This window comes from Halobacteria archaeon AArc-dxtr1, assembly GCA_025517425.1.
Lineage (GTDB): Archaea > Halobacteriota > Halobacteria > Halobacteriales > Natrialbaceae > Halostagnicola.
Map to the genome: position 1 here is coordinate 793893 of JAOPJY010000001.1, position 26872 is coordinate 820764.

Annotated in this window: 25 protein-coding genes and 1 tRNA gene; 15 read left to right on the forward strand and 11 right to left on the reverse strand. The window is 64.6% G+C overall.

Annotated elements, in window-relative coordinates; translation table 11 throughout:
* Nucleotides 1-56 precede the first annotated feature (56 nt).
* The 4 genes from OB905_04065 to OB905_04080 form a co-directional block, all read right to left on the reverse strand.
* A complete protein-coding gene (locus OB905_04065; GenBank protein MCU4925163.1) occupies nucleotides 57-1466 on the reverse strand; it encodes a class II fumarate hydratase in 1410 nt (469 codons plus the stop codon).
* Nucleotides 1467-1527: 61 nt separating this feature from the next.
* Nucleotides 1528-3321 carry a PH domain-containing protein gene (locus tag OB905_04070; protein MCU4925164.1) on the reverse strand — a complete coding sequence of 598 codons (1794 nt, stop codon included), beginning with the start codon at nucleotides 3319-3321 and terminating at the stop codon, nucleotides 1528-1530.
* Entirely contained in the window at nucleotides 3318-3779 is a 462-nt protein-coding gene (locus OB905_04075; protein ID MCU4925165.1) for a PH domain-containing protein, read from the reverse strand. Before OB905_04075 ends, OB905_04070 begins: the two co-directional genes overlap by 4 nt.
* A 75-nt stretch (nucleotides 3780-3854) precedes the next feature.
* The gene (locus tag OB905_04080; protein ID MCU4925166.1) at nucleotides 3855-4103 is read right to left on the reverse strand and encodes a BolA/IbaG family iron-sulfur metabolism protein; all 249 of its coding nucleotides are present in this window, start codon (nucleotides 4101-4103) and stop codon (nucleotides 3855-3857) included.
* A 100-nt stretch (nucleotides 4104-4203) separates the two neighbouring features.
* Here OB905_04080 and OB905_04085 point away from each other — a divergent pair, with 100 nt between their 5' ends.
* Entirely contained in the window at nucleotides 4204-4692 is a 489-nt protein-coding gene (locus OB905_04085; protein ID MCU4925167.1) for a hypothetical protein, read from the forward strand.
* Between the two features lie 67 nt (nucleotides 4693-4759).
* On the opposite strand, the gene OB905_04090 is transcribed toward OB905_04085, so the two are convergent.
* Nucleotides 4760-6709: an MEDS domain-containing protein gene (locus OB905_04090; protein ID MCU4925168.1), complete on the reverse strand. Its 1950-nt coding sequence runs from the start codon at nucleotides 6707-6709 to the stop codon at nucleotides 4760-4762.
* 180 nt (nucleotides 6710-6889) lie between these two features.
* Here OB905_04090 and cysS point away from each other — a divergent pair, with 180 nt between their 5' ends.
* Nucleotides 6890-8380, forward strand: a complete 1491-nt coding sequence (cysS, locus tag OB905_04095; GenBank protein ID MCU4925169.1) for a cysteine--tRNA ligase — start codon at nucleotides 6890-6892, stop codon at nucleotides 8378-8380.
* 33 nt (nucleotides 8381-8413) lie between these two features.
* Here cysS and OB905_04100 read toward each other — a convergent pair whose 3' ends face one another.
* Nucleotides 8414-9502 (reverse strand): presenilin family intramembrane aspartyl protease, encoded by a 1089-nt coding sequence (locus OB905_04100; protein ID MCU4925170.1) that lies wholly within the window; start codon nucleotides 9500-9502, stop codon nucleotides 8414-8416.
* A 117-nt stretch (nucleotides 9503-9619) separates the two neighbouring features.
* Here OB905_04100 and OB905_04105 point away from each other — a divergent pair, with 117 nt between their 5' ends.
* Nucleotides 9620-10240: a hypothetical protein gene (locus OB905_04105; GenBank protein MCU4925171.1), complete on the forward strand. Its 621-nt coding sequence runs from the start codon at nucleotides 9620-9622 to the stop codon at nucleotides 10238-10240.
* A gap of 197 nt (nucleotides 10241-10437) precedes the next feature.
* Complete coding sequence (locus OB905_04110) at nucleotides 10438-10611, forward strand: DUF1059 domain-containing protein (protein MCU4925172.1); 174 nt, start codon at nucleotides 10438-10440, stop codon at nucleotides 10609-10611.
* A 68-nt stretch (nucleotides 10612-10679) separates the two neighbouring features.
* Here the strand turns inward: OB905_04110 and OB905_04115 are convergent, their stop codons facing one another.
* The 3 genes from OB905_04115 to OB905_04125 form a co-directional block, all read right to left on the reverse strand.
* Nucleotides 10680-10916, reverse strand: coding sequence for a Gar1/Naf1 family protein (locus OB905_04115; GenBank protein MCU4925173.1), 237 nt, complete (start codon nucleotides 10914-10916; stop codon nucleotides 10680-10682).
* Nucleotides 10916-11197, reverse strand: coding sequence for a signal recognition particle subunit SRP19/SEC65 family protein (locus OB905_04120; GenBank protein MCU4925174.1), 282 nt, complete (start codon nucleotides 11195-11197; stop codon nucleotides 10916-10918). The genes OB905_04115 and OB905_04120 overlap by 1 nt, the downstream gene beginning before the upstream one ends.
* A 68-nt stretch (nucleotides 11198-11265) precedes the next feature.
* A complete protein-coding gene (locus tag OB905_04125) occupies nucleotides 11266-12429 on the reverse strand; it encodes a PGF-CTERM-anchored ABC transporter substrate-binding protein (protein ID MCU4925175.1) in 1164 nt (387 codons plus the stop codon).
* A gap of 61 nt (nucleotides 12430-12490) precedes the next feature.
* Between OB905_04125 and btuC the strand changes: the two genes are divergently transcribed.
* Genes btuC through gatE form a run of 3 tightly spaced genes read left to right on the forward strand, consistent with a single transcriptional unit; the run spans nucleotide 12491 to nucleotide 16982 of the window.
* Nucleotides 12491-13594, forward strand: a complete 1104-nt coding sequence (btuC, locus tag OB905_04130; protein MCU4925176.1) for a vitamin B12 ABC transporter permease BtuC — start codon at nucleotides 12491-12493, stop codon at nucleotides 13592-13594.
* Nucleotides 13591-15048, forward strand: coding sequence for an ATP-binding cassette domain-containing protein (locus tag OB905_04135; GenBank protein ID MCU4925177.1), 1458 nt, complete (start codon nucleotides 13591-13593; stop codon nucleotides 15046-15048). The genes btuC and OB905_04135 overlap by 4 nt, the downstream gene beginning before the upstream one ends.
* A gap of 50 nt (nucleotides 15049-15098) precedes the next feature.
* Nucleotides 15099-16982: a Glu-tRNA(Gln) amidotransferase subunit GatE gene (gene gatE, locus OB905_04140; protein MCU4925178.1), complete on the forward strand. Its 1884-nt coding sequence runs from the start codon at nucleotides 15099-15101 to the stop codon at nucleotides 16980-16982.
* A 30-nt stretch (nucleotides 16983-17012) separates the two neighbouring features.
* On the opposite strand, the gene OB905_04145 is transcribed toward gatE, so the two are convergent.
* On the reverse strand, nucleotides 17013-17840 hold the full coding sequence (locus OB905_04145; GenBank protein MCU4925179.1) for an RNA methyltransferase: 828 nt from the start codon (nucleotides 17838-17840) through the stop codon (nucleotides 17013-17015).
* Nucleotides 17841-18781: 941 nt separating this feature from the next.
* Between OB905_04145 and OB905_04150 the strand changes: the two genes are divergently transcribed.
* The 8 genes from OB905_04150 to OB905_04185 all read left to right on the forward strand — a co-directional run bounded on the left by OB905_04150 (nucleotide 18782) and on the right by OB905_04185 (nucleotide 24929).
* Nucleotides 18782-20011: an orc1/cdc6 family replication initiation protein gene (locus OB905_04150; GenBank protein ID MCU4925180.1), complete on the forward strand. Its 1230-nt coding sequence runs from the start codon at nucleotides 18782-18784 to the stop codon at nucleotides 20009-20011.
* A gap of 135 nt (nucleotides 20012-20146) precedes the next feature.
* A complete protein-coding gene (folP, locus tag OB905_04155; GenBank protein MCU4925181.1) occupies nucleotides 20147-21343 on the forward strand; it encodes a dihydropteroate synthase in 1197 nt (398 codons plus the stop codon).
* A gap of 214 nt (nucleotides 21344-21557) precedes the next feature.
* The gene (locus tag OB905_04160) at nucleotides 21558-22256 is read left to right on the forward strand and encodes a DUF115 domain-containing protein (GenBank protein MCU4925182.1); all 699 of its coding nucleotides are present in this window, start codon (nucleotides 21558-21560) and stop codon (nucleotides 22254-22256) included.
* 88 nt (nucleotides 22257-22344) lie between these two features.
* Nucleotides 22345-22665: a DUF5785 family protein gene (locus OB905_04165; GenBank protein ID MCU4925183.1), complete on the forward strand. Its 321-nt coding sequence runs from the start codon at nucleotides 22345-22347 to the stop codon at nucleotides 22663-22665.
* Between the two features lie 83 nt (nucleotides 22666-22748).
* Nucleotides 22749-23522 carry a GTP cyclohydrolase IIa gene (locus tag OB905_04170; GenBank protein MCU4925184.1) on the forward strand — a complete coding sequence of 258 codons (774 nt, stop codon included), beginning with the start codon at nucleotides 22749-22751 and terminating at the stop codon, nucleotides 23520-23522.
* Nucleotides 23523-23627: 105 nt separating this feature from the next.
* Nucleotides 23628-24221 (forward strand): CBS domain-containing protein, encoded by a 594-nt coding sequence (locus OB905_04175; GenBank protein MCU4925185.1) that lies wholly within the window; start codon nucleotides 23628-23630, stop codon nucleotides 24219-24221.
* Nucleotides 24222-24330: 109 nt separating this feature from the next.
* On the forward strand, nucleotides 24331-24843 hold the full coding sequence (locus OB905_04180) for a GNAT family N-acetyltransferase (GenBank protein MCU4925186.1): 513 nt from the start codon (nucleotides 24331-24333) through the stop codon (nucleotides 24841-24843).
* Nucleotides 24844-24855: 12 nt separating this feature from the next.
* Nucleotides 24856-24929 (forward strand) — tRNA-Thr (locus tag OB905_04185).
* Between the two features lie 548 nt (nucleotides 24930-25477).
* Here the strand turns inward: OB905_04185 and OB905_04190 are convergent.
* A complete protein-coding gene (locus OB905_04190; protein ID MCU4925187.1) occupies nucleotides 25478-26854 on the reverse strand; it encodes an NAD(P)/FAD-dependent oxidoreductase in 1377 nt (458 codons plus the stop codon).
* Nucleotides 26855-26872 lie beyond the last annotated feature (18 nt).

Consider the following 26872-nt stretch of genomic DNA (forward strand, 5'->3'; position numbering starts at 1 on the left):
GGCTTGGATTCGTTCGTCCAATCAGCGTTCGGGCCGCACGTACTGCAGCGTCCGGATTAGTGGTCCTGGCCCAAGATACCGCGCTCGGTCATTTTGCGGGGGTCGAGCACCTTGTCGGCTTCCGCCTCGTCGAGATACTCCTTCTCGAGGACGACCTCTCGAACCGTTTTATCCTCCTTGAGGGCGGTCTTGGCGACCTCGCTGGCCTTGTCGTAGCCGATATGGACGTTGAGCGAGGTCGCCATCGCCATCGACTGCTCGACGCGGTCTCGGCAGAACTCCTCGTTTGCCTCGAGCGGGTCGACGAAGCGCTCGGCGAAGACCTGACTCGAGTTGGCGATGAGTTCGGCGGACTCGAGGAAGTTGTGTGCCAGCACGGGCTTGTAGAGGTTGAGGTCGATCTGTCCCTCCGCGGCGCCGGCGGAGACGGCGGCGTCGTTGCCGACGACCTGCTTGTGGACCTGGTTGACAGCTTCGGCGACGACGGGATTGATCTTGCCGGGCATGATCGAGGAGCCGGGCTGGTTCTCTGGCTGCTCGAGTTCGCCCAGGCCGTTCCGCGGGCCGGAGGCGAGCAGTCGGAGGTCGTTCGCGATCTTGTTTAGCGAACCGGCGACGACGCGAAGCGCGCCGTGGGCCTCGGACATCGCGTCGTGGGCGGCCTGGGCCTCGAAGTGGTCGTCGGCCTCGCGGAACTGGACGCCGGTCTCTTTCGTGATGTACTCCGCGGCGCGACCGGGGAACTCGGGATGAGTGTTGAGGCCGGTGCCGACCGCGGTGCCGCCGAGGGCGAGTTCGGCGAGGTGCTCGCGGGTCTTGTCGACGCGGGACAGGCCTTTCTCGACCTGGGTTCGGTAGCCGCCGAACTCCTGGCCAAGCGTCACAGGCGTCGCGTCCTGCAGGTGCGTGCGACCCGTTTTGACGACGTCGTCGAACTCCGCTTCTTTCGTTTCGAGTGCCCCGCGGAGCGTGTCGAGCGCGGGGATGACGTCTTTCTCAACGGCCTCGAGTGAGGCGACGTGCATCGCAGTCGGGATCACGTCGTTCGAGGACTGGCCGTAGTTGACGTGGTCGTTCGGATGGACGACGCGGTCGCCGATCTCGGCGCCCGTAATCTCGGCGGCGCGGTTCGCGATGACCTCGTTTGCGTTCATATTCGAGGAGGTCCCCGAACCGGTCTGGAAGACGTCGACCGGGAACTGGTCGTCGTGCTCGCCGGCGATTACTTCGTCGGCGGCCTCGATGATGGCCTCTGCAATGTCGCCGTCGACGAGATCCAGATCGCGATTGGCCTGTGCGGCAGCCTTCTTGACGACGCCGAGTGCCCGAACGAACCGGCGGCCGAACGTGATCCCCGAGATGGGGAAGTTCTGAATCGCGCGCTGGGTCTGGGCGCCCCAGTAGGCGTCGCTTGGTACCTGCATCTCCCCGAGGCTGTCCTCCTCGACGCGAAAGTCCTCTGCCATACGTAGGGCGTCGGAACCGCTCACGTAAAAGCCACCGAAACCCCGCTCTTCCGATCGCAGCTCAGGTGAAGTCCACCGAAAGCCCGATATCGTCGGCTGCAGCGCGCTCACGCAGGGCGGTCTGTAAGCGGCCACGGCTCTCCTCGTGGACGGCTCGCGCCTGTTCAAGTTCGAGATCGTAGATCGTCGGCGCCGCAAGCGAGAACGTCTGTGAGCTCGCCGTGTCGATAACGACGGAAGCGAGTCCGAGTCGGCGCTGGAAGATCGATCGCCGGGTGTTGACCGTCTGGATGCGGTAGTAAGGAATAACGGTCGTGCGTCGCCGCCAGAAGCCCCGACGGACGACGATGTGCTCGTCGCCGACGTAATAGCCGAGGTTGACGTACCGGAGGTGTGCTGCGATAGGTACCGCTGTGAAGACGACGGCAGCGAGATACCACTGCTCGAAGACGGTCACCGTCGTGACGAGGTAGGCGACGAAGACGATCGCACCGGCGATCAGCGAGTACCGGGCCAGATAGCGCCGGCGGGCAAGCAGCGGCGGGCTGTCGAACGCCGGCGTCTCGACGCCCGTGAGTCGTTCTGTAAAGGTGTACACCCGTCCGGTCTCTGCGAGTGGCACCGCTGACTGGCTCCCGCCATTGCTCTCGGGACCGTAGCCCGCCGTTTCGATCCACATGCCGGCGTAGCCGATCAGTCGCTGGGCCGGATTGGCGATCACCGTTACGGACTGCACTTTTTCGGCGGGGATCGAACCGCTGTAGCGCTGGAGGAGCCCCCGTTCGTAGACGAAGTCCTCGTCGATTCGACCGAGTTCGAAGTCGTAGTACGTCCCGAAGGTGTAGGCGACGCTGACGAGGTACGTAATCGCGATCCCGTGAATCGCCGAGACGATCGTCAGGACGCCGTAGTTCGTCGCGGTTCCGGTTTCGAGATCCTCGGGGCCGCCAACCGGTTCGGCGACAGCGACCAGATACTCGAGGATCGTTCCCGTTGCCAGGAAGAACCCGAACAGTACCGCCGCAGCTGCCGCGGGGCGGAACGACGTAAACGCGTACAACAGGAGCTCTTTGGATTGTAAGTCGAACAGCGGCTTGGATCGGTCGACCGAGACGTCCTGTCCCCAGTCGGGTTCACCGGTCGTCGTCGCGTCGGCGGACGGGGCAGACTCGTCGGCCGAAGGCTGCGGACGGGCCGCGTCGGGATCGCCAGCGATAGCTGACTCGTCGTCGCGGTGCTCCGGCACTGGTTCGGTCGGCCGATCATCCGCTAGAGATCGATGATCGTCAGCAGGCAATTCCTGATCGTCTGATACTGGCTCGGGTTCGCCCGATCCCATCCCACCGTCATCGACGTCGAGTTGGTCTGTCCCCTCCGCGGGCGCCTCCGGGGACCGCTTGCGTGCCTCCCGGGCGCTCGCGGTTCGGCGTCGGATATCTCGCTGGAGGCGGGTCGCTTCGGACTGGCTCACGAAGTTCAGCGTTGCCTCGGTAGCGCCGCCGCCAGCAGTTTCGACCGACAGCGTTGCAAGCCCTAACAGTCGCTGGAGGACGCCCTGGCGCAGGTCGACGTTCTGGATGCGATGGTAGGGGATCTCACGCGATCGGCGAGAGAACACCCCCGACGAGACGTCGAACGTGTCTGCCGTGACCTCGTACTCGAACCGGAGGTAGTAGCCGATGCCGTAGACGCCGCCGAGGACGAATCCGACGGGTGCGAGACCGATCATCCAGGCGACATCGACGACGTCGAAGATCGCCCCGAGTGCACCACCAAGGCCGAACACGATCGCCATGGCGAGAAAGCCGCGGTTGAGCGCGAGCGTGACTGCGCTCAGCGGATGGAGACGATTCATACGGCGTCGTCGGCGTCGGTCTCGATGGCCAGTTCCCGCAGCGTATCCTGGAGCTTCCGAGCGCGCTCCGGCGTCAGACCCGGCACCCGAACGTCCGCGTTTCGCGAGCCCGCAGTGTAGACCACGACACTCGAGAGACCGAGGGCGCGCTCGATGGGCCCGAACTGGGTGTCGACGTGCTGGACGCGGACGAACGGAACCGCGGTCTCGACGAACGTGATCACACCCCGCTCGAGATAGAGGGCGTCGTCTTGCAGTTCGAACTGCCACACCTGGTACAGTCGAACGGCGTAGACGATCCCGAGGACGAGTCCCACCCCGACGATCCCGAGGACGATCTCGACGGGCACAGCGGTCAGAAACTGATCGACCGCAGCCAGCCCCACACCGATGAGTATCGCAGCGATCGCCCCCTGGGCGATCCAGAGCAGCCGAATGCGCGGATGAAGCGTCTCCATACGCCTACGGTCTCGCGAACCGGGAATAAAACTGCGGTTCTTCGACTGACAGGATCGCCGCAGTCAGGTGGCGGCCTACTTCTCGGCGAACTCCTCTGGCGTGTACGTCGATAGTTCGAGAGCGTGGATATCGGTCGTCATATGCTCGTCTAAGGCGTCGTACACCTGCTGATGTTGTTGGACCAGCGGGACGTCTGCGAACGTCTCGGAGACCACGGTCGCCGCGAGGTGGTTTTCATCGTGTTTCTCGCGTGCGTACGTGACCGTCGCCTCGGCGCCGTCCAGTTCCGACTCGATGAGCCGTTCGACCTCGTCGGGGTGCATACGTAGAGCGTCGTCGGTTCGGGGCAAAAGCCCCGCGGTCTTCGATGCTGGATTCGTGGTGTCCGGTCGTTTTATGCTCGACGCCTGCGCTCGCGTCTATATGTCACTCGCGAGCGAGACGCGCCGTGCCGTCGACGAACAGCCGTTTCTCCGGACGGCACTTCGCGCAGGGATCGTCAACTACACTGCTGCCGCTCGATTTCTGAAGATCGACGGCGAAACCGACGCCGTCGCGACCGCATTGGGACGGTATGCCGAGGAGTTGCCGGAGTACGAAGCCGGGTCTCGCGACGTTCGCGTGACGATGCGAAGCGACATTGGCCCGGTCGACGACGGCAGCGACGGTCTCCTGTCAGTCGGAGATCTCGCGTTCGGACCGGCCGACGGGGGCAACCGAACAGCGATCGTCGCGACGGGGGAAATAGATGCAATCGGACTCGCTACGGCAGTGCAGGCGCTTTCACTCGCGGATATCGAGCCGGCGGCAGCGGCCGTCGGTGACGGCGTCGCGATCCTCGTCGTCGACCGATTCGATGGGGCAAACGCGGTCCGAACGGTCGAGAACGCCCTCGATCGTGTTCCCGTCTGAGGAAAGCGACAGCGCCACGATCTGTCGCGCGCTCTCGTCGAGGCTGTCGCCGACTTTGGGGGACTGCTTACGCGGTGTCTGAGGGAACCGGGAGTGAGACCGAAAACGTCGACCCCTCGCCGGGGGTTGAGTCGACCCAGATCTCGCCGCCGTGGCGCTCGACGATGCGCTCACAGAGTGCGAGCCCGATGCCCGTTCCGTCGTACTCCTCGCGACTGTGTAGCCGATCGAAGATCTCGAAGATACGTTGCTGCTCGTCGGCCGGAATCCCGATCCCCCGGTCGCGGACCGAGATCGTCCACGTCGTTCCATCGCGCTCGGCGGTGACGTCGATCTCGGGTGACTCCTCGCCCGAGTACTTGATCGCGTTCTCGAGGAGGTTCTGGAACAGCTGTCGAAGCTGGTCTGCATCGCCGCTGACGCGTGGGAGCGACCCAACGGAGAGGGCGGCATTGGCCTCCTCGAGTTGGAACTGTAGATCGTTGCGAGCGGCGGCAATAACGTCGTCCAGATCGGTCGGTTCGAGGGATCTGCCGCGGGTCTGTACCCGCGAATACTGGAGGAGCCCCCCGATCATCGTTCGCATCCGATCGGCGCCGTCGACCGCGAACGAGAGAAACTCGCGGTTCTCTGCTGAGAGATCGTCGTCTCGGTGTTCGATCAACTGGAGGTAACTCGAGACCATTCGCAGGGGCTCTTGCATGTCGTGGCTCGCTGCGTAGGCGAACTGCTCTAATCGCTCGTTAGACGTCTCGAGGCGGTCGACCGTCCGCTCGAGGTCGCGCTCGCGGTGGTGCTGTTCGAGTTCGTACGTCACCCACTGTCCCATCGACTGGAGGAACGCCCGTTCGTCGTCGGAGAAGGGCTCGCGTGCGTCGGCACCGACGAACGCGAACGTCCGGTCGACGCCGCCGTCGATCTCGACGTAGGTACCGAGATACGCCTGCGCGCCGAACTCGCGACAGTCGGTACGACCGTCGTAGCCGGCCGCGTCTGCGTCGGCGACGCTGGCGAGTCCCTGCGTTCGGCTCGGAAGCGCACAGTAGGTCTCTGACAGTGGCAGTTCGGCCCCTGGCTCGAACTGATCGTTCTCCTCGCTCAGGTACTCGACTTCGAACCGGTCGGTCTCGGGGTCGACTTTCGCCATCCTGCCGTACTCGAGGTCGAACCGCTCACATCCCAGTTCGAACAGCGATTGGAGCTTCGCCTCGAACGATCGATCGGGGTCTGCGATGATCTCGTTTTGCCGTTGCTGGTATCGTTCGCGGGCTTGTAACTCGGCTTTGGCCTCGGTGCGCTCGCGCAGGGTTTCGAGCATCCGGTCGAGTTCGTGGGTCGGCTGGTTTGGCCCACAGAACTCCTCGGGTGGGGTGTAGTAGAAGTTGTGACAGACCGTGTTATCGTAGATGAGGTGGGGGTGGACGCGGACGACGTCGCGAATAATCGACGACGGGAACCGGTTGCGGTCGTACTGACAGACCGCAATCGCGTCCTTCTCGTCGAAGAGCGCGTTTACCTTGCTCTCGTAGGCCATCGAGACCGCTATCGGGACGTCGGCCTCGACGATCCACTCCATTTCGGCCGCCAGTCGAAGCCCGTCGTACTCGACGGTCGCGTCGTCGATGAGATCGGCGTAGAACGCAATCATCTCGTCGGGATCGAACGTTCCATTTCTGAGATACGTGTCCGCGAACGTCTCGAGGACGAGCGCGCCCGACTCGAGTGCGGCATCGACGTCGATGCCGCCGTCTCGCAGCGCCGCGAGGACTGTCGCCGTCGAGTCCTCGTCCGTGACGTACACACACTTCTCGCCGCGGTCGAGTCCCTGCTGGAGGAAGGGAACGACGGCTGCGAACTGGTCGGCTGGGGACTCATAGACCAGCGCGAAGTGGTCGTTGTGGAACTCCCCATCCATCGGCTCGACGGGGCCCCGGAATCCGGAACTGCGCTCTAACGCGTCGAGCGGGCGATCGAGTCCGAGTGGATCGTCAGCGCCGGGAGACGTGGGCTTGCTCATGTGGGATTCAGGAATCAACATCCGAAGAAGTCGATCGACGGGTAAAAGCGCGATGGTAGACAGTCTGGTCAGTCTCTCGTACTGATAGGCGACAGCCGCTCGGTTGCTGGAGTCACGATTTCGGGTCCACCACGAGTTGCATCACACCGTTTAACTGCCGTCCCGGGGTACGGTGGCGTAATGACTGTCCACGTGACGAACACGTTGACGGGCGAACGAGAGCCGTTCGAGCCCCAGGACCCCGAGTCCGTCTCCCTGTACTACTGCGGGTTGACGGTCTCGGACCCGGCCCACCTCGGCCACGCCCGCTCGTGGGTCCACGTCGACGTGATGCACCGCTGGCTCGAGTACGTCGGCTACGACGTCCGCCACGTCGAGAACTTCACCGACGTCAACGAGAAGATCGTCGCCCGCGTCGGCGAGGACGACCTCGGCGAGAGCGAGGCGGCCGTCGCTCGGAGTTACATCGAGCGCACCCTCGCGGATATGCGCCGGCTCAACCTCCTGCGCGCGGAGGTCTACCCTCGGGTCTCCGAGCACGTCCCAGAGATCGTCGATCTCGTCGAGACGCTGATCGAACGGGGCTACGCCTACGAGGCAAACGGCTCGGTCTACTTCGACGTGACGAGCTTCGACGAGTACGGCACGCTCTCGAATCAGGACATCGACGAGATCGAGTCCCAGGGCGATCCCGACGAGCGCTCGGAGAAGCGCCACCCCGCCGACTTCGCCCTCTGGAAGGCCGGCGGCGTCGGGCCCGAGGAGGTCTCCGAGCACCGCCACGAGGGGGCGGCCGATCCCGACGAGGCCTGCGAGACTGCGCTCACCTGGGACTCGCCGTGGGGCGAGGGCCGGCCCGGCTGGCACATCGAGTGCTCGGCGATGAGCATGACCCACCTGGGCGAGACCCTCGATATCCACGTCGGCGGGCGGGATCTCGTCTTCCCCCACCACGAAAACGAGATCGCCCAGTCCGAAGCCGCGACCGATCAGCGTTTCGCGAACTACTGGCTCCACTGCGAGCTGTTCCAGATGGACGACGAGAAGATGTCCTCGAGTCTGGGCAACTTCGTCACCGTCGCGGAGGCCACGGAGCGGTGGGGAACCAACGCCCTTCGGACGTTCCTCACTGCGGGCTCGTACAACAGCCAGCAGCTCTATTCCGAGGAGACCGTCGCCGAGGCCAGAGAGCGGTGGGATCGGTTAGAGCGCGCTTACGAGGCTGGCGTCGACGCCCTCGACTCGCCGGACGCCATGACGACCGTGACGGACGACGATCTTCGGGAGGCCGTCGACGCCCAGCGCGAGGCGTTCGCGGACGCGATGAACGACGACTTCAACACCCGCGAGGCGCAGTCGGCACTGCTCGAGATCGCCGGGGCAGTCAATCGCCACGTCGAGGCCGACGAGTACGACTACCGCGGGCTGCGAGGGGCGATCGAAGCGATGGACGAACTCGGCTGGGTGCTCGGCCTCTCGTTCGACGGCGAGACGAGCGGGACCGCCACCCTGGCCGACGACGTGGTCGAACTCGTCTTGGACGTCCGCGAGAGCGAACGCGAGGCGGGCAACTACGAGCGAGCAGACGAACTCCGCGACGAACTCGAAGCGCTCGGCGTGGAAGTGCAGGATAGCGACGACGGGCCCGCCTACCGGCTGCCGTCGAACTGACTGCGGGTGCGGATTTTTTCAGCGAAGCGCCGATTACAGTCCCAGCGCGGTCGCGATCGAGACGCCGCTGGCGAGGGCGCCGACGAGATAGCCACCGATTGCGCCGCCGTTCAATAGGGGCAAGCCGGCGTGGGGGCGCCCGCGCATGACGAATGACATGAGCACGAGCAGTCCCACGAGGGTCCCGACGAGGGCGCCCAGCGCGGGGACGTTGAGCGCGAGTCCGGGCACATCGATCGTCCCGGCGTCGAGGAACGAGACCGCGCTGACGACGAGGATCGTCGGGATCACGGCGTCGCCCAGGCCGATGAAAAACGCCTCGCGGTCGCCCTCCTCGTCGGTCGTCGTCGACTCGAGTTTCTCGTCGGTCGTCGGTTCGGCGCCGACTGCCGAATCAGTGGCTGCAGCCGTCGTAGCGGCGCCAGCGTCGCCGGCCGCCCCCTCAGAGCCAGCAGGCGAAGATTCGGCGACGGTTTCGGCCGCTCCGCCGTCGGTCTCCGTCTCGGCGTTCGCGACTGCGTCGAGATGGGAGTACGAGAGGGCGGTCGGGACGACGAGCACGACCGGAATTTTCAGCTCCATGACGCCGGCGGCGAGGTCGAGCATGTGCTCGGTCTTGTAGACGCTGATCGCGTCGTAGACTGCAAGCGCGAGCAAGAGGAGGATCGCTGGTAGGAGGCCGAAGCTGATGCCAAAGAGCGCGGCCGCGCCGGCGCCGATCAACACCCCCGTGAGGTCGATGACGTACCACTCCGGGTACGCGAGCAGGGCGCCAGAGACGGCGACGGCTCCGAGCACCGCGGCGCCGTTTATTCCGCCGACGGTCACAATCGGCGGGAGGAACTCGGCGAAGACGAACCAGGCGAGCATTCCGCTGACGCCGACGATCAGCGCTCGGATCAGCCACGCGGCGTCGTACTTGAAGGCCGCGAGCATCATGGCCGTCGCGACGAGAATGATCCCCACGTAGATCGCGCTGTTGGCCGGATCATCGGGGTTCTCGACGGCCTGGTGCTCGGACTCGTAGAACGGCTCCGCCAGGGCGAGTGCACCCAGTTGGACGGCCAGAAACAGCCCCACGACGACGCCGACAGCAGCCAGTAGTCGAGCCCGAGAGGTCATGTCAGAGTGGTTGTCCGCGACGGTATTTGTGTGTTGGTTTCGCCATGCAGACCGATAGGTGAAAGCGATGTTTGAGCGTCCCGAACGTATTTCTGCGAAACTCACATACAGATTGTCATGAATCGCCGAGATCTCCTTGCCGCGGGCGGGGGCGGGGCACTCGTCGCCGTCACCGGCTGCGTCGACCACATTTCGACAGTCGTTCCAAACGGGGATGGAGGAGAGCTCCCAGCCGCGTGCTCCGACTCCGATGCCGACTACACCTGCGGCGACGCTGGTCCCATCGAGGTCTCCGAGAACTTCGACGACGACGATGACGTCGAATACATCGCAGACGAGGGGGTCGTCGAATTCGTCGTCGGATACTCCGGTGGCCAAGAGCGGTACGAACAGCGCCCGTTCGAGGAGTGGGCCGACCTCAGGTGCCCGGACGCCGGCGCGAGCGCCGCCATCGACCGCACGTACGACCGATTAGATCCCGGAAAGGAAGAGGCCCTCGAGCGCGGTCTCATGACCGCGATCGGAATCAGAACTAGCCCAGACGACGAGATTGCCGCCGAGATCCGGGTGTACACGGGCGACGAAGAACGAGGACCGACCGATCCGCTCGACTTCGAGGAGGTGGTTGCGGCCGCGCCCACGTACGCTGACACGGCGATTACCCTCGCGGACCGCACCTACATGTGCTCGGTTCCGGTTTTCGTGACCACGTACGACGAGCTACCAACCCTCGACTGAGCAAAACTGAACGGTCGTAGATGGTGATCGGACGGGTGGCGAGTTTTCGGCATCAAGAATCCGTTGGATCGCTTGTGAAAGCGTTTCGCCGGAATCAATTAAGTACCGATCCGGCGTAGTCTCTTTGCTGTGTGGTACCGCGTAACTCGACCTGCGGGGTGCGGTTCCGCCCAGCACTGCCACGAGAGGGAGTACACATGCCGGACGCACACAAACTCGACTGCGAAGCGGTGTCGAACGACTGCCGGTTCATCGTCCAATCCGAAGACGAAGGAGAAGCGATCGAACTGGCGAAAAATCATATGCGCGAGATCCACGGAAAGGAGCTGACCGAAGAGGAGCTAGAGACCGACCATCTACAGATCGTCTGAGAGGAGGCCGCAGGTCTCGGCTCCCCCTGTTCGAATTTTGTTCGGCACACGAGCCCCGACAATCGCGACTACCGTGCGTACAGTGTCGTCCCGACGAGCGACGGGAGGTGGACGCCCTCGTCGGGCGTCACCGCGAGGTACGGCCGATCCACGGGCCCGAAGACGTCGACGACCCGGCCCGCCGTCTCGAGGGAGTCGTCTACCGCCATCGTCCCGATCTCGTCGTCGTACTGACTGCGATCGCCGTCGGTTCGAAGGACGGCAAGCCCCTGGGCGGCTCGGACGACCTCGCCGATTCGACGCATCACTCGCGCATCGCCGCGACGTACGCCGCGACGGCCTGAACGAGGTCGTTTTTGGTCGAGTCCTCGGCGCCGCGGACGACGACGCGACCGGCTTCCTCCCACGGCGTCCGCGGGTAGGACTTGTCGCGTTCGATCGCGGCGTCGTAGCCGATCTGTTGGACGGCCTTGGCGATTTCATCGACCGTCGGCTCCTCGACCGCGAGATCGGTGGGCACGCGGCGCCCGTCGGCCCGCGAGCACTCAGCGTCGAGGTAGGCGGGCCAGATGACGTTCTCGACCATGTCACTGACTGGGTGGCCCGACGAGTAAACGCTTTTCAAAATGAGTGACGGTACTGCGACCGAACTGACTACCGTCGAACGTGGTAGGCGACGGCCAGCAGGGCCGCAATGGCGACCGGGACGCCAAATCCGGGGATCGACTCGTCTGTGTCGTCATCGGCGTCGTCTGCATCGTCGGCGCCGTCGTCGGCGTCGTCACCGCTCTCCGCGTCACTCTGGTACTCGTCGTCTATCGCCTGGAGATCGGCTTCGATCTCGGCGTAGACGTCCGGGTGGACCGCCTCCAGCAGCGTGTCGATCACGAACAGCGCGTTCGGTCCGGGCTGGCCGATGGCGTTGTTGTCGACGGCAACAACGTTGCCAGACGCCATCGCAGTCGTCGACTCGATGCTGTCGGCAAGCGGCGGTTCGTCGGCCACGTCAGGGTGGACGACCCACTCAGGGTCCTCGGCGACGATTGTCTCTGGATCGACCATCGCCCATGCCTCATTACCGAGCTCGGCGCCCAGGTTCTCGAGGCCGGCGAGGGTCAGAATTTCGTGGTGGAAGCTCTCGGAACCGGGAGTCCAGCCGTCCTCGTCGCTGGCGTAGAACGCGAGCGGTTTCTCGAGGTCTTCGGTTGCCGATTCGAGGATCTCGATCCGATCGTCCATCCACTCGATAGTCTCCTCAGCACCCTCGCACTCACCGGTTACCGCGCCGGCCATCGCGACGCCCTCGCTGACGTCCTCGAGGGAGTTCGCCTGATCGAGGACGTAGACGGTGATGCCGGCGTCTCGGAGTGTATCGAGCACGCCCTCCTGGGACAGTGCAACGTTCGCCGCCAGCACCACGTCGGGATCGAGCGCGATGACCTGCTCGACGTCGACCTGTGCGCCGTCGGCCTGACTGATATCGGACACGTCCTCGATGTCGAGTGACTCAGTGAACTCGCTAACCGGCATGCCGGTCACCTTCGACTCCGCGCCGATTTCGGCGGCGAGCTGGGCGTCACTCGGATAGAGGGCGACGACCTCGTCGGGTTCGCCGTCAAGCGTCACCTCCTCACCGGTCGCGTCGACGTGAGTCTGTGGGTACTCACACGACACGTCGACCCCAGCACCCGCCGCATTCACGTTCGATACTGCCTGGGCGTCGCCTGCACTCGAGGCAGCGACGCCGCCAACGGCGGCTGGAGCAGCCAGCGAGGCTGCCAGCAACGCCACCATCAGAACGACAACTGTTCGTTTCATTCGTCTGCACTCAGCCCCTACTCCAACAAATATTTGACTAACCCAAGCGAGCTTGGTATTGATGAGGCGACCGGTTCGAACAGTATCGTGGTCTGCCGGGCTGATAGCCCTGCTCGCCGCCGTAATCGTCGGCAGCGCCGCCGTTGGCTCGGTCCACATCCACCCTCTCACCGTCGCCAAGGCAATTTTGAACGCGGTCGCGGTTCCCTCCGGACTCTCCGTCGGCTCGCTCGCGCTTCCGGTCGGCGGCTGGTCGGTTCCGGCCCCCGAGATTGCGACCACCGCGCCGTTCGCCTTCGACGTCCCCGATACGTCCGAGGTGATCGTCACCGACATCCGACTCCCCCGGATCGCTCTGGCGGCGATCGTCGGCTTCGCCCTCGCTGCGGCCGGAACCGTGATGCAGGGCTTCTTTCGAAACCCACTCGCAGATCCGTCGATCATCGGCGTCTCCTCGGGAGCGGCGGCGGGAGCGGTCGCCGCAATCGCCTTCCCCGCCGTCGTTCCCTTCGCGAGCCTTCACCTCTCGGCGTTCGTCGGCGCGCTCGGCGCCGCCTTCCTCGTCTACGCCATTGCGACGGAGGGTGGGAAGACGCCCGTCGCGACGCTGTTGCTCGCCGGCGTCGCCGTCCAGGCATTTCTGGGCGCGATCATCTCGTTCATGCTCGTTTACAGCGGCGACGATCTCCGGGAGGCCGTCCTCTGGACGATGGGTCACCTCGTCGCGACCTCCTGGAGTGACGTCGCCTTCGCCCTCCCCGTCACGCTCGTCGGCGTGGCGATCCTCGGCGCCTACACGCGCGAGCTCAACGTCTTGATGCTCGGCGAAGAGGAGGCCCACCACCTGGGCGTCTCCGTCGAGCGCACGAAGCTCGTCCTGCTCGCGCTCGCGAGCCTCGTCACTGCCGGCGGGGTCGCCGTCGCAGGCGTCATCGGCTTCGTGGGACTGGTCGTCCCACACATTATGCGCTTGCTCGTCGGTCCAGATCACCGAATCCTGCTGCCGACTAGCGCGCTCGCTGGCGCATCGTTTCTCGTCGTGACCGATACGATCGCCCGGATGGGTGGTGCGATCCCGGTCGTCCCCGTCGGGATCGTCACCGCCGCGCTCGGCGCACCCTTTTTCCTGTTCTTGCTGAAACGACGGGAGGTGCACGCATTATGAGCCCGTCCGCATCCGGGTTCTCCGACCGACTTGCCGCCTTCCTGGACCGATCCACCGACCTGCTCGGTCGCTCGACCGATCGCCCTGCGACGCGCACCGGCCGCGTCGAAGTCGACGGCCTCACCCACCGGTTCGGCGACACGGCCGTCCTCCGGGACGTTTCGATGCGCGCTGAGCCCGGAGAACTGGTCGGTCTCGTCGGCCCCAACGGCGCCGGCAAGACGACCTGCCTGCGCGCGGTCACCGGCGCCCTCGAACCCGACGAGGGGGCGGTCACGATCGACGGCGTCGACATCGACGGCTGTCGCTCCCGCGAGTCGAGCCGGCTCGTTGCTGTCGTCCCGCAAGACACGACCGTCGCCTTTTCCGTTAGCGTCCGGTCGGTCGTCGAGATGGGCCGTCACCCCTACCGCTCCCGGTTCACCCCACCGACGGCGGACGACCGGAAGCTGGTGACGGAGGCGTTAGCGCGGACGCGGACGGCGCAGTTCGCCGACCGGCCGATCGACGAGGTAAGCGGCGGCGAGCGCCAGCGGGTCGTCCTTGCCCGGGCGATCGCCCAGGACACGCCGGTGCTGGTGTTAGACGAGCCCACCGCCAACCTCGACGTAAACCACCAGATCGAGACCTTAGAGTTGGTCCGCGAGCTGGTCGACGGCGGAAAGACGGCGATCGCCGCGATCCACGACCTCGATCTGGCGGCCCGCTACTGTGATCGACTCGTGTTGCTCGCCGACGGCGCGGTCCGCCGATCGGGGCCACCCGAAACGGTTCTCCAGAGCGACGTCCTCACGGACGTCTTCGGCGCGGCCGCCGCCGTCGGCGAAAACCCAGTGACCGGCACTCCGACAGTGACGACGCTTCCCACGGCAGCAGATACCGAGCTGCCAGGACGAGTCCACGTCCTCGGCTCGGGATCGGTCGGTGCGAGCGTCGTCTCTCGTCTATGCGCGGCTGGGATCGAGGTGACCGTCGGCCCGGTCCCGGAGGGTGACGCGACGGCTGAGGCCGCACGCGGGGCAGCCGTCGAGTATCGCACGGTTCCGCCGTACCGCCCGATCGAGGAGTGCCACGCTGAGGCCTTCGCGGAATTGGCCGACGCCGCCGAGACGACGGTGGTGGCCGATCCGCCGACCAGCGCGGCCGCCAGACCGCTGTTCGATCGGCTCGATCGGCTCGATCGACTCGTTCTCGTCGACGCGGCGTCGACGGGACCCACCGATCCCGCCGTCGAGGATCGCCTCACCGGAGTTCGGCGCCGAGCGCCCGTGACGACGACCGAGACGCTTCTGGAGTGTGTTTCCGAGGCTGTCAGCGACGACTCCGTCAGTGAGAGCAGCTTCGAGACTGACGAGCTGGACGCCGAAAACACCGAGACGGACAGCACTGCGTCCGATAGCTCTGATGCCAGCAAGTCGTGGCCACCCACCGAACCGCCATCCTCGGACGACTAGGCGAACGCAACTGGACGGTTTTTTACCCCTCGGCCACCGAGTGCCCGCCAATGACCGAGTACGACTACGAGGCCCTCGGACTCGTCGCCGGGCTGGAGATCCACCAGCAACTCGACACGGCGACGAAGCTGTTCTGTGCCTGTCCGACGCAGTTGCGCGAGCCCGACGACGCAACGCGAGAGTTCACCCGGTACCTGCACCCGACCCGCAGCGAACTGGGCGAGCTCGACGACGCCGCCGTCGAGGAGAGCAAGGTCGACCGCGAGTTTACCTATCTCGCCTACGACTCGACCTGTCTGGTCGAGGAGGACGACGAGCCGCCCCACCGCGTAGACGACGAGGCCCTGGAGACGACCCTGGAGGTCGCCCAGCTGATGGATATGAACCCGGTCGATCAGGCCCACGTCATGCGAAAGATCGTCGTCGACGGCTCGAACACGTCGGGGTTCCAGCGCTCGACGCTGGTCGCAACCGGCGGCCAGATCGAGACGAGCGAGGGCCCGGTCGGGATTGAAGATCTCCTTCTCGAAGAGGAGAGCGCCCAGCGCGTCGAGGAAACCGACGCGGGCGTCACCTACAGCTTAGACCGGCTCGGCATTCCGCTCGTCGAGATCGGTACCAGCCCCGATATTCGGTCGCCCGAGCAGGCCCGCGAGGCCGCCGAGCGCATCGGGATGCTCCTCCGCTCGACCGGGAAGGTAAAACGGGGCCTGGGGACGATCCGCCAGGACGTCAACGTCTCCATCGCCGAGGGCGCCCGCGTCGAGATCAAAGGGGTTCAGAGCTTAGACGACATCGACGATATCGTCCGCAACGAGGTCGCCCGACAGGACGAACTGGTCGCGATCGCAGACGAACTCGCCGACCGCGAGGCCAGCGTCGGCGACTCCACGGACGTCACCGACGTCTTCGAAGATACCGACAGCGGCGTCATTCGGGGCGCACTGAGTTCGGGTGGCTCCGTCATGGCCGTCCCGCTTCCCGGCTTCGACGGGATCGTCGGTCGTGAGATCGCTCCCGACCGGCGCCTCGGCACGGAGTTCTCCGATCACGCAAAGCGCCACGGCGCCGGCGGGATCTTCCACACCGACGAGTTGCCGGCTTACGGTGTCACGGAAGCGGAGGTCGCTGCACTGCGCGACGCCGTCGACGCCGGGCCCGAGGATGCCGTCGCCATCGTCGCCGACGAGACGGCCGTCGCCGAGTCGGCGATTGAGGCCGTCGCCGAGCGCGCCCGGACCGCATTGGAGGGCGTCCCCGAGGAGACTCGGGGCGCAAACGACGACGGCACGACGCGGTACCTCCGTCCCCTCCCCGGCGCGGCACGGATGTACCCCGAAACCGACGTCCCGCCGGTCGAACCGGATCCGAGCGACGTGCCGGAGCCGGAGCTTCTCACCGAGAAGGTCGAGCGCTACCAGGCCGAGTACGATCTGGACGCGGGGCTCGCAGAGCAGGTCGCCTACGGGCGACACATGCCGCTGTTCGAGGACGTCGTGGCTGGTGAGGAGTCGTCCGACGGGGTCGACCCGACCCTGGCCGCGACGACGCTCGAGTCGACGCTCACGGAACTGCGCCGGGACGACGTCGCCGTTGAGGCCCTGACAGACGACCACCTCGCGGACGTTCTGGCGATGGTCGAGGCAGGCGACCTCCCCAACGAGGGCGTGGGTGACCTGCTCACGGCACTCGCGGAGAATCCGGATCGGACTGCCGAGCAGGCGGCAGAGGAGGAAGATCTCGGCGGTGCCGACGAGGAGGCAGTCCGCGAGACGATCGCGGAGGTCGTCGAGCGCAACGAGACACAGGTCGAAGAGGAGGGCATGCAGGCGTTCTCCGGACTCATGGGCGAATGCATGGGCGCGCTACGCGGCAAAGCCGACGGCGATCTCGTCAGCCAACTCCTCCGCGAGGAGATTCAGGCGCGCTCCTGAGGACCGCAGACCGCCTGTGAGGGGGCGGTTCTACTCCGTGTCGTCCAGCTCTGTGGAGGGCCCATCGTCGGTTCCCTGACGGTCAGGGCGTTCCGTCGCCCGCCGGAGGAGGCCGAGGAAGGTGGTGACCTCACGTTCGGTTAGATCCGCCCGGCCGTAGACCCGCCGGAGCATCCGTACCGTCTTCTCGCGCTTTTCTTCGGGGTGGTTGAGTTCCTCTAGGAGCGCCCCCCACTGGTCGTAGAGACGCTCTATCATCGGCTCCGGTGCACGCACGCGCTCTCGAGTCTCCGTTGGAAGCTGGATTTCCTCGGGCGCGAGGGTGAGCGTGCGTAGCTCGTAGAGGGTTACGGTCGCCGCCTGACCCAGGTTCAAGACAGGGTACTCGGCACTCGCTGGGATCGAGCAAATCTCGTCGATTCGAGCGAGCTCCTCGTTGGTGAGGCCGACGCGCTCGCGCCCGAAGACGATCGCAGTGGGTCCCTCCACACGAGCAAGGCGATCGGCCAGCTCGGCGGGCGTCGCATACGGAAAGCGGACGTGGCTGCGATCGTCCTCGTTGGTCACCGCGGTACAGCCGACGGTGTGGTAGTTCTCCACCAGCTCGTCGAACGTGATCTCCGTGGCGTTGGGCAGGACGTCTTTCCGCGCGTGACCGGCGAAGCCGTACGCCTCGCCGTCGGGGTCTAACTCCGGTGGGTCGACTAGCAGCAGTTCGGAGAAGCCGAAGTTCTTCATCGCCCGGGCGATCGTACCGACGTTTCCTGGCGCCTGGGCGTCGACGACTGCAACAGCCGGCGGCGTTCGACGGGTCGGACAGTCGACCTCCCCCTCGGGACTGGACGGTGTCTCAGTCATGGCTCCGTCGGCACCGTCGACTCGAGGGTGTGATTTTCGGGACCGACAGGAGAGACCCAGGTTGCTCCCGTGGGCGAGTATGCGAGGGCGCGATCATACGGAAGATACTGAACGGGAGTGGAAAAATACCGTGATAGCGTTTCCCCGTCTGGTTCCAGAGGGAGTAGTCGAAAACCGATCCCATTACCGACGCCACACGGCGATGGTGTTGGTGTTACACCGTTGCCAGTATCTTAGCTCGTCTTTGTTGGTGGTGTTAGTGGTGGGTAGTGGTGGTAGTGGTGTTAGTGGTGGGTAGTGGTGGTAGTGGTGGTAGTGGTGGTAGTGATGGTCGAACTAGTACTAGGATCTAGTTCTATACTCATAGATGTCCACTGTGGTGGTTGGGGTGAACGGGGACACACCTCCGTCGCGTTTGTAACGTCGGTTAGGTGTGGGGAGGTTCTGCTATGGAACACACCAGTGTCGCGGGTGTAAAATCCGGGTATTGAGCGGCACAATCGAAGAAAATCGGCGAATCCGATCACACGCCACCCCTTCGTTCCCGTTACATCCGCGAGGGGGGTGTGTGCGTCGATGTGCACCCACTGCTGGAGCCGTACAGGGCCAATTCATCCCACTTTCGCCGGCCTATCGGCTGGTCCTTTGGATTTCGCCGCGAGCCGGTTCCCGTTCGCGGGTCCGATTGCGATAGCGAGTTCGGAGCGAGGACCCTACAACAGATTCGTACCATCCCTGTCTTCCCGTTACATCCGCGAGGGAGGTGTCGGTGTCGTCGAGCCTCGAGTCGAGGGCAGTTAGAAGCGCGATGGCGGCGCCCTAGTGAAATTTGCACTACACCGCCGCCAGACCGTATTAGAGTGGCTGGGACGTACTGTTTACATCCGCGATTGATCTCCATAGCTTTATTTCAGTTCAGTTGGAACGGACGCAGTACTGCAATGTCCGTGAACGACGATCGTGATCCCCTCTTTCGGTACGACGATCCGGTCTTTGCCGACGAGCGGTTGCTCGAGATCACGCACCTTCCCGGCCCGGACCGGATCGTCGGGCGCGACGAGCAGATGCAACGAGTAGCGGACGCCCTGAACCCCGCCATCTTCGGGAGCGAGCCAAACCACCTGTTCATCTTCGGCAAGACGGGGACCGGCAAATCACTCATCTCTCGATCGGTCACCCAGCGGGTGATCTCGGAGGCCAGACGAGACGACATCACGGTGAAGTACGCCTTCATCGACTGTGGCGAACAGAACACCGAGGCGTCGATCGTCAAGACGATCGCACAGATCGTCAACGAACCCGAAAAGAGCGGCGTTTCCGTTCCCGACCGCGGTCTCGGCACCGGCGACTACTACAAACGGCTCTGGCAGGCTGTCGATCACTGCACGGACGTCACTATCGTCATCTTAGACGAGATCGACATGCTAGAGGACGACGAAGTGCTCCGAAAGCTCTCTCGTGCGGGCGAAAACCGACGCATCTCGGAGTCGAGCATCGGTATCATCGGCATCTCGAACAAGATCGACTTCCCGGACCACCTCTCCGAGCGCGTGAAATCGAGCCTCTCGCGGGACGAACTCGTCTTCTCGCCGTACGACGCCAACCAGCTCGTCGAGATCTTAGAGAAGCGGCGGGACGCGTTCCACGACGGCGTCCTCGGAGCGGACGTGATCCCCCTCACCGCAGCACTCGCCGCTCAGGAACACGGCGACGCGCGCAAGGCGATCGACATCCTCCGGAACGCCGGCCGCATCGCGAAGAAGCGAACCGACACCAGCGTCACCGCCGAACACGTCCGGGACGCCAAAGAGAAGACCGAGGCCGATCGGTTCAACGAGCTGATCGAGGGTTCCCCCCAACAGGCGAAGGCGATCCTCTACGCGCTGACGCTGCTCACCGAGAACAGCTCCCAGAAGGAGTTTCCGACGAAGATCATCTACGACCAGTACAAGGAGATCGCCCGACAGCTCGACTTCGACGTGCTCTCCGAACGCCGAGTCCAGGAGATTCTCCAGGAACAGAACTTCCTTAACGTGATCCAGTCCGAACGCGAAGGTCGTGGACGCGGGCGTGGTGCCCACGCCAAACACCGGTTGCTCGAGAATCCGTCGATCGTCAAGAAGGTCCTGTTGCGGGACTCGCGGCTGGCGGTACTCGACGACGGGAACTAACGTAGGGAGCCTTCGCTGTCGGACCGGCGCCACCTCAGACGATCGGAGTCGGGGCCGCCTCCGTTCACCGGGGTTGGCGTCGTTCCAGTTCACCGGAACCGCGGTGCCTTTTTGTCTCCCATCCCCAGCGAAGATATGAACAGCGTCGACGCGGCGGGGCTCGGAATCGGTGACGATCACCCGCCCCGGATCATGGGCGTGTTGAACGTCAGCGAGGAGTCGCCGTACGATCCGAGCGTCTACGACGACCCCGGCGAGGCGGCCCGCTACGTCGACGAGGAACTGATCGGCGAGGGCGCCGATATCGTCGACGTCGGCCTCGAATCGGCGAACAAGCGCTTCGACGTGCTCTCGGCCGAGGAGGAACTGGAGCGGTTACACGTCGCCGAGGAAACGATCGCGAGCGTCTCCGGAGATGCCATCTTTTCGATCGAGACGCGCTACCACGAGGTGGCCGAGGCGGCCCTCGACGCGGGATTCGACATGGTCAACGACATCGCGGGCTTCGCCGATCCCGAGATGCCGGCCGTCTGTGAGAAGTACGACGTCGCCGTCGCGAAGATGGCGAGCCCACCCGATATCGAGCGCCCCGGCGCCGTCGAAGAGACCGACTGGGCAACTCGCAAGTCACCCCAGTGGGCCGCCGATGCCAAGTACGTCGACCAGGTCTACGAGGCGTTAAAGCAAAACGGCCTGACCGAGAAGACGATCGTCGATCCCGCCTTCGGTGGCTGGAGTGAGGCCCAGACGATCGGCCAGGACCGCGAAACGTTCCGTCGGCTCGCGGAGTTTCGTGCGCTGGACCGTCCGATGCTGATCTCGATCAACCGGAAGAACTTCCTCGGCGAACTGGTCGACCGCGAAACCGAAGCGCGGCTGCCGGCGAGCCTCGCTGCGACGGCGATGGCCGTCGAACGTGGTGCACACGTGATCCGAACCCACGATGTCGCCGAGACACGGGACGCAGCCCAGATCGGTGCGGCGTTCACCGAGCGAGCCCGCTTTCGGGACGGCGAGATGATCGTCAGCCGGCTCGATACCGATGGGAGACGAACACTCCGTCGTCACCTCGAAGCGCGTGGGTTCGATTCCGAACGAGGTTCGGAGCAACTCGGTGCCGTCGTCGAGGTTCGGGGCCTCGGCGAGCGAGCGGAGCGGCTACGAACGGCGGTTGGGTCGACAGCTGCCGAGTTCGTCGCCGTCCCTGGCCCAACCGACCGCGTACTGCTCGTCGGATCGGTCGCCGAGCTTGCGTTACTTCCAGAGCGAATTTCTGAGGATAGTGACGATAATTTCGCGATCGGATCTGCGATCCAGAACGTCTTGCAGTAAGAGAAAGCTTATACCGGAGGCTTCGAAAGAGAAGGGTGGACGCCGAGTCGTCTCCCGGGTAGGGGTACTTCGGAGACGACGCGGCCCATAACACGGATTATTGTGGTCTCACACCAAAAGCGACGGCCATCCCTCGCACGTGGTGAGACCGGCTGGCAGTATCGGCGCGAGAGTGGGAGGACACTATCATGACCGTCGAGCGTTCAGTAGGCACATGGAGTTTTCCGAGTGGGAACCGGTTTACGAGTCGATCCTCGACGACTTCGGATATGACCGGGCCGCGGACGAAGCCGCACGAGACGAACTCGCCGACGTCCTCGCGGGGGAAGAGCCCGCCGAACTCGAACCGATGCGCGGCGACCGCGTGGCGATCGCCGGCGCCGGCCCCTCCCTCGCGTCGCCAAACGAACTCGATCGTGCTCGCGACTGTGACCGCGTCGTTGCAGCCTCGACTGCGGCCGACGTGCTCGAATCTGCGGGCGTCTCCGTCGACTGCATGGTGACAGATCTGGACAAGAACCCGGAGACGGTCGTCCGACTCACGGAGCGCAAAACACCCGTCGCCGTCCACGCTCACGGCGACAACCGGCCGGCGATCCGGGCCGTCGTCCCCAACTGCCGGTCCGAGTTCGTGCTTCCGACGACCCAAGCCGCGCCTCGTGGCCCGGTCCGGAATCTCGGCGGGTTCACAGACGGCGACCGAGCGGCGTTTCTCGCGGACGCACTCGGTGCTGGAGAACTCGGCTTCGTCGGCTGGGATCTCGACGATCCGTCGGTGGATCCGGTAAAAGCACGAAAGCTAGCGTGGGCCGAGCGGCTCCTGTACTGGCTCGAGCAGCGTCGTGGCGACCGATTTAGCGTGTTAGACGGCCGCCGTGAGGGGATCGAGACGACGGCGCTTCCGGTCGAGTGAGCGCATCGGGGAGCAGCTGGCGTCTGGTAGTTGGAGTACTCCGGGACCGGACAGTAATTCTTTTGCGCCCCCCGCGCACAGTCGGCGTATGGACTGGCCCCACGATCCCGACGGCGAGGAGGGGAGCGAAGGGATGCGCAAGTACGATATGGCGATCATCGCGAAGAAAGTCGACGAGGAAGCCGACTTTCCACTCGAACGCGAGGCGTTCGTCGCCGAGCACGGCGACGATCCGATTCGGATAAACTCAGAGACGGTCGTCCCGATGCGTGACATCTTCGAGTACGTCGAACCCGACTCCTTCGAGACGATTCTTGACCTCCACCGCGCCGTCGGCGCGGCGATGCGCGCAGGCGAGTTCTGGGAGTACCACCCGGTCGGTGCGAACCCCGAGACGAAACACGCCTAAGCCGTCGCCCAGCTTCGCTGATCCCCATCACGGATCTGGATTACGTATCACTTATACGAAGTCGTTCGAAAGAATCTACCATCGTGACGAACACGCAGGTTACGCTCATCCAGATCGATAACTACGGCCCGTGGACGGTGACGCCAGAGCCACGCCGAGAAGCCGACCTCCAGACATTGCAGTCGCGGCTGTACGCCGACGTCTCTCAGTTCGTCGGCAATCGTGGTGGGTACACGTTCTTCACGCGCTTTGACAACATGATCGCGGTCACCAACGGGCTCTCGCTCGCCGATCACGACCTCCTTCAGGAGTCGGTCGGCAACCGGTACCCGGTGACGCTCAGCCTCGGCGTCGCGATCGACACGAGTCCGGTCACGGCTCTGGGCGACGCGACGTCGCTGCTCCAGCAAGCGGGCAGCGCCCAGGACGCGGACCGAGAAGAGATTCTCGAGGGAGCTGTCGTCGACCCGGGCCAGCAGACTGACGGCGACGTCCAGATCGCCCATTTCGACGTGATCGACGCGACGGGGACCTATACGGACGAATTAAACGCCTTCGATACGTTCATCGAGATCGAGCAGGGGTACGCCGCACTCATGCGTCACATGCGCTACGCCCACGACAGCCTCTCGTTTTTCGTCGGCGGCGACAACGTGATCGCCGTCTGTCCGGATCTCGATCCAGCCGACTACCAGACGGCCATCGACCACGTCCGGGAGACGGTCGATGTCGAGTTACAGGTCGGCGTGGGTCGGGGCCCGAACGCCCGCGACGCCGGGATCGACGCGAAACACGCCCTCGAGCGATGCCGAGCCGACGGGACGCGGGTCGAGCTGGCGTGGCAGCCAGCACGCTGATCGCTGCGATCAGCGGGGGAGATCGGAGAACTAGAATCCTTAGCCGGCGTCGCGGTTAAGTGTAGCGGGGGTAGCTTTTAGACCGTCTGTGAACATGTGTCATACATGGACTCGGAACTGTCGGTGAGAGACGCACTGACCCCGGAGTACGTCGGCGTCAGCGAGTCGGACTCCGTTCTCGGGGCAGTTCGGCTCATGCGTGACGAGCGGATCGGCTCCGTGCTGGTCATGCGGGGTGCCAATCCGGTCGGCATCATGACTGAGTGGGACGTCCTGGGCGTCGTCTCGAGCGAACGCGATCCCGACACGACGACGATAGAGGAGGTAATGAGCACGCCGGTCATCACGATTGGCGTTGAGCGGTCGCTTTCTGACGCCGCCGGGATCATGGCTCGGGAGAATATTCGAAACCTGGTCGTCGAAAGCGACGGCGAGGTCGTCGGCCTGCTCACCCAACGAGACGTGATCTCCGTTGCCGGCTCGTTTCAGGCAGCGACTGCGCCAGCAAGCGGCGAACGAGCAGTCGAGACCGCAGTGACAGGATCGATCGATCCCCGTGCGGCCGAGGAGCGCGAGGTCGTTCCGAACGGCGGCGACGAGTACTCGACACAGGGCGTCTGTGAGGCCTGTGGCTCGCTGGCGGACGCCCTCTGGGAGGCAAACGGGCAGGTCGTCTGTTCGGACTGTCGTACCGTCTAGCCGGGAGGCAAAGCGCTTTTGCGACGAGCGGTGGTCTGCTCGATACCGAGCCCGCCAGCGATGATCGCATCGTCGAAATCCGGAAGGCACTGACGACGGTACCCAGAACATGGATAGGACGCGATCCGTGACGATCGAACGAGCCAGGCCGAGCGATCTCGAGACGGTCGCCGACCTCTGGGTCGCCCTGGCCCGGGAGCAACGCACCCACGAGTCGGCGGTGTTACCCGACACAAATCGGGCCGCGATGCGCGAGATCCTCGCGAGCTACCGGCTAGATGGCGGTCTTCTCGTCGCTCGCCTGGACGACGAAATCGTCGGATTCGCCTCGCTTACCGTCGAGCAAGGGACACTCGAACTCGCCGAGAAGCGGGGGATCCTCTCGAACCTGTACGTCCTGCCGAAGGCTCGCAACCAGGGTATCGGAACGCAACTCCTCCGAGCCGCCGAGGACGCGCTTCGGGACCGTGGCGTCGACGTACTAACGCTCGAGGCAATGGCTGCCAACGAGGGGGCTCGACGGTTCTACCGACGGGAAGGGTACGAACCGCGTCGCGTGAAGATGAACCGTCGACTCGACGAGCAGGCGAAAAACGATACACACTCAAAGGACGAGCAGTAAGTCACAGACAGCGCCAGGGGAGCATGGGTGGTTCATGCACTCGACTTGTAATCGAGACTCCCGGGGTTCAAATCCCCGCCCTGGCTTTATACGTCAGTTTCAAACTCAGGAGCGGACGCTCGGCGGCCGGAACTGGGTGCAGTTCGGGCACCAGGCCGAGCCGTTCGTCCGTAGTTTCTGTCTCCCACCGCAGGTGGTACAGCGCTCATCCGCGTAGCGAACCATACCCTCTCTCGTGAGACAGACGTTATCCCTCTTTCGGGCGTGCAGTCGTCACGCATGGCAGACTGTACAGTGTCGTTAAGAGTTGAGAAGGCGGATTCGGTACGTGCAAGCGGGACGGGCTGACTCCCCAGCAGGTGCTCACGGTCGGTCGAAAATGTCACCCGGAACACTAACGTCCAGCCTCATCCCGGGGCGGCGTGCCGCGTCGGCTGGCTAACCCTCGTGCCGGGCGTGGGGTCTCCCCCGTCAGTATCCGCACATATCGCGCGCCCGGGTTCGCCGTGTGGTCATCGCACCCGAATGGGTAGGCTCGGACGGGGACTAAAGGCGCGCACTCGTAGTACGGGGCAACCGTGGAAAACGCTTTCCGTCGACCGGGCTGGGTCGCGTCGGCTGGTCCGATCGAAACTCAGTACGCGTACTCGTCCGCACGGAACTGGACGTACTTGCCGTTTCGGTAGGTGAACTTGCGTTTCTTGTAGGCGGCGACGATCTTGGTCGCACCGATGCCCGCGGAGTACTTCTTCGCGACGAGTGCGCCCTCGTTCGAGGCGTCTTGCATGTTCGAGACGATGTCGAACGCCCGGTCCCAGTCGTCGGGCCCGTAGTCGGCGACGATGTCGGCGAAGGCGACGTTCCGGAGGATCTCGTCGCCGATCGCGCGCTTCCAGACGTCGTTGTAGTTCGCCAGCGAATCCGTCGCGGCGAGGCGGCCCGCGATCTTCCCCGTTCGGACGGCGACGTGGTAGCCCCCCTCGTGGAACGCCGAGGTCGTCCCCATCGCTCCCCCGGCGACTGCGATGTTCGCCTCGACCGGCGACTCGATTGGACGCGTCGAGGAGATGGGGTACGTCTCTGTACCGTTCGATTTCCCCCGATCGTCGACGATCGGGAAGTCGGTCTCGATATCGTACTCGTCACCGTACTCGAGTTCGAGCAGGCGGCGGATGTACTCGCCGCCAGAGGGAAGTGTCTCGTCGTCCGGGCGCAACAGCTTGTAGGACTCGGGGTGATCGACGTCTTCGAGGGACATCCCGATGGGCATCGTCAAACCGACGCGGGCCACCGTGCCGTCGTTGGGGAACACCCACGGGTAGGCCGTCTCGCCGGGCATGTACCCCCACCAGAACTTGAGCCGGTCTTCCTCGAACAGTTCCTCGGGAAACTCGCGGTACTCCTGGTAGGCGATGTGATTCGCGGTCGGCGGCGAGAGGTGCTCGGAGATCGACGTTCCCGAGGGGGTGAATTGATCGAGTGCGTCGAGCGTGATCCGTCGCTGGGGGCCGTCCGCTAAGACGAGCGCCTCGGTCTCGAGTTGCTCGCCGTCGGCGAGCGTCAGCGTGTGCGTCGGCGTCGTCCCCGAGAGGTCAGATTCGACACCTTTGACGCTCGTGCCGACGCGGAGGTCGGCGCCGGCGTCTCGTGCGCGCTCGTAGAGCCAGTCGTCCATCCGGGTACGGTGGAAGGTGTAGCCGAACTTGTCGTAGGAGGAATCCATCCCCGTCGTGTTTAGTTCGACCCGCGAGTCAGGGCCGATAAAGTCGGTTCCCGAAAGTTCCCGGTGGACGACCTCGTCGGGGATCTCTTCGAACTCGAAGTCCATGATGTCGATCCAGTAGTCGAGCATCCCGGCGGCGTCGGTCGAGTCGGGGCCGAGTTCCGCGCGGTCCGCCCGCGGAACCCCCTGCTCGAACAGGACGGTGTCGGCGCCGTGAGCGGCCGCGCGCTCGGCTGCGGCAGCGCCCGCCGGGCCGCCACCGACGATCGCGACGTCAGCGTGTTCCATACTGCGTTGGGCGTCGCA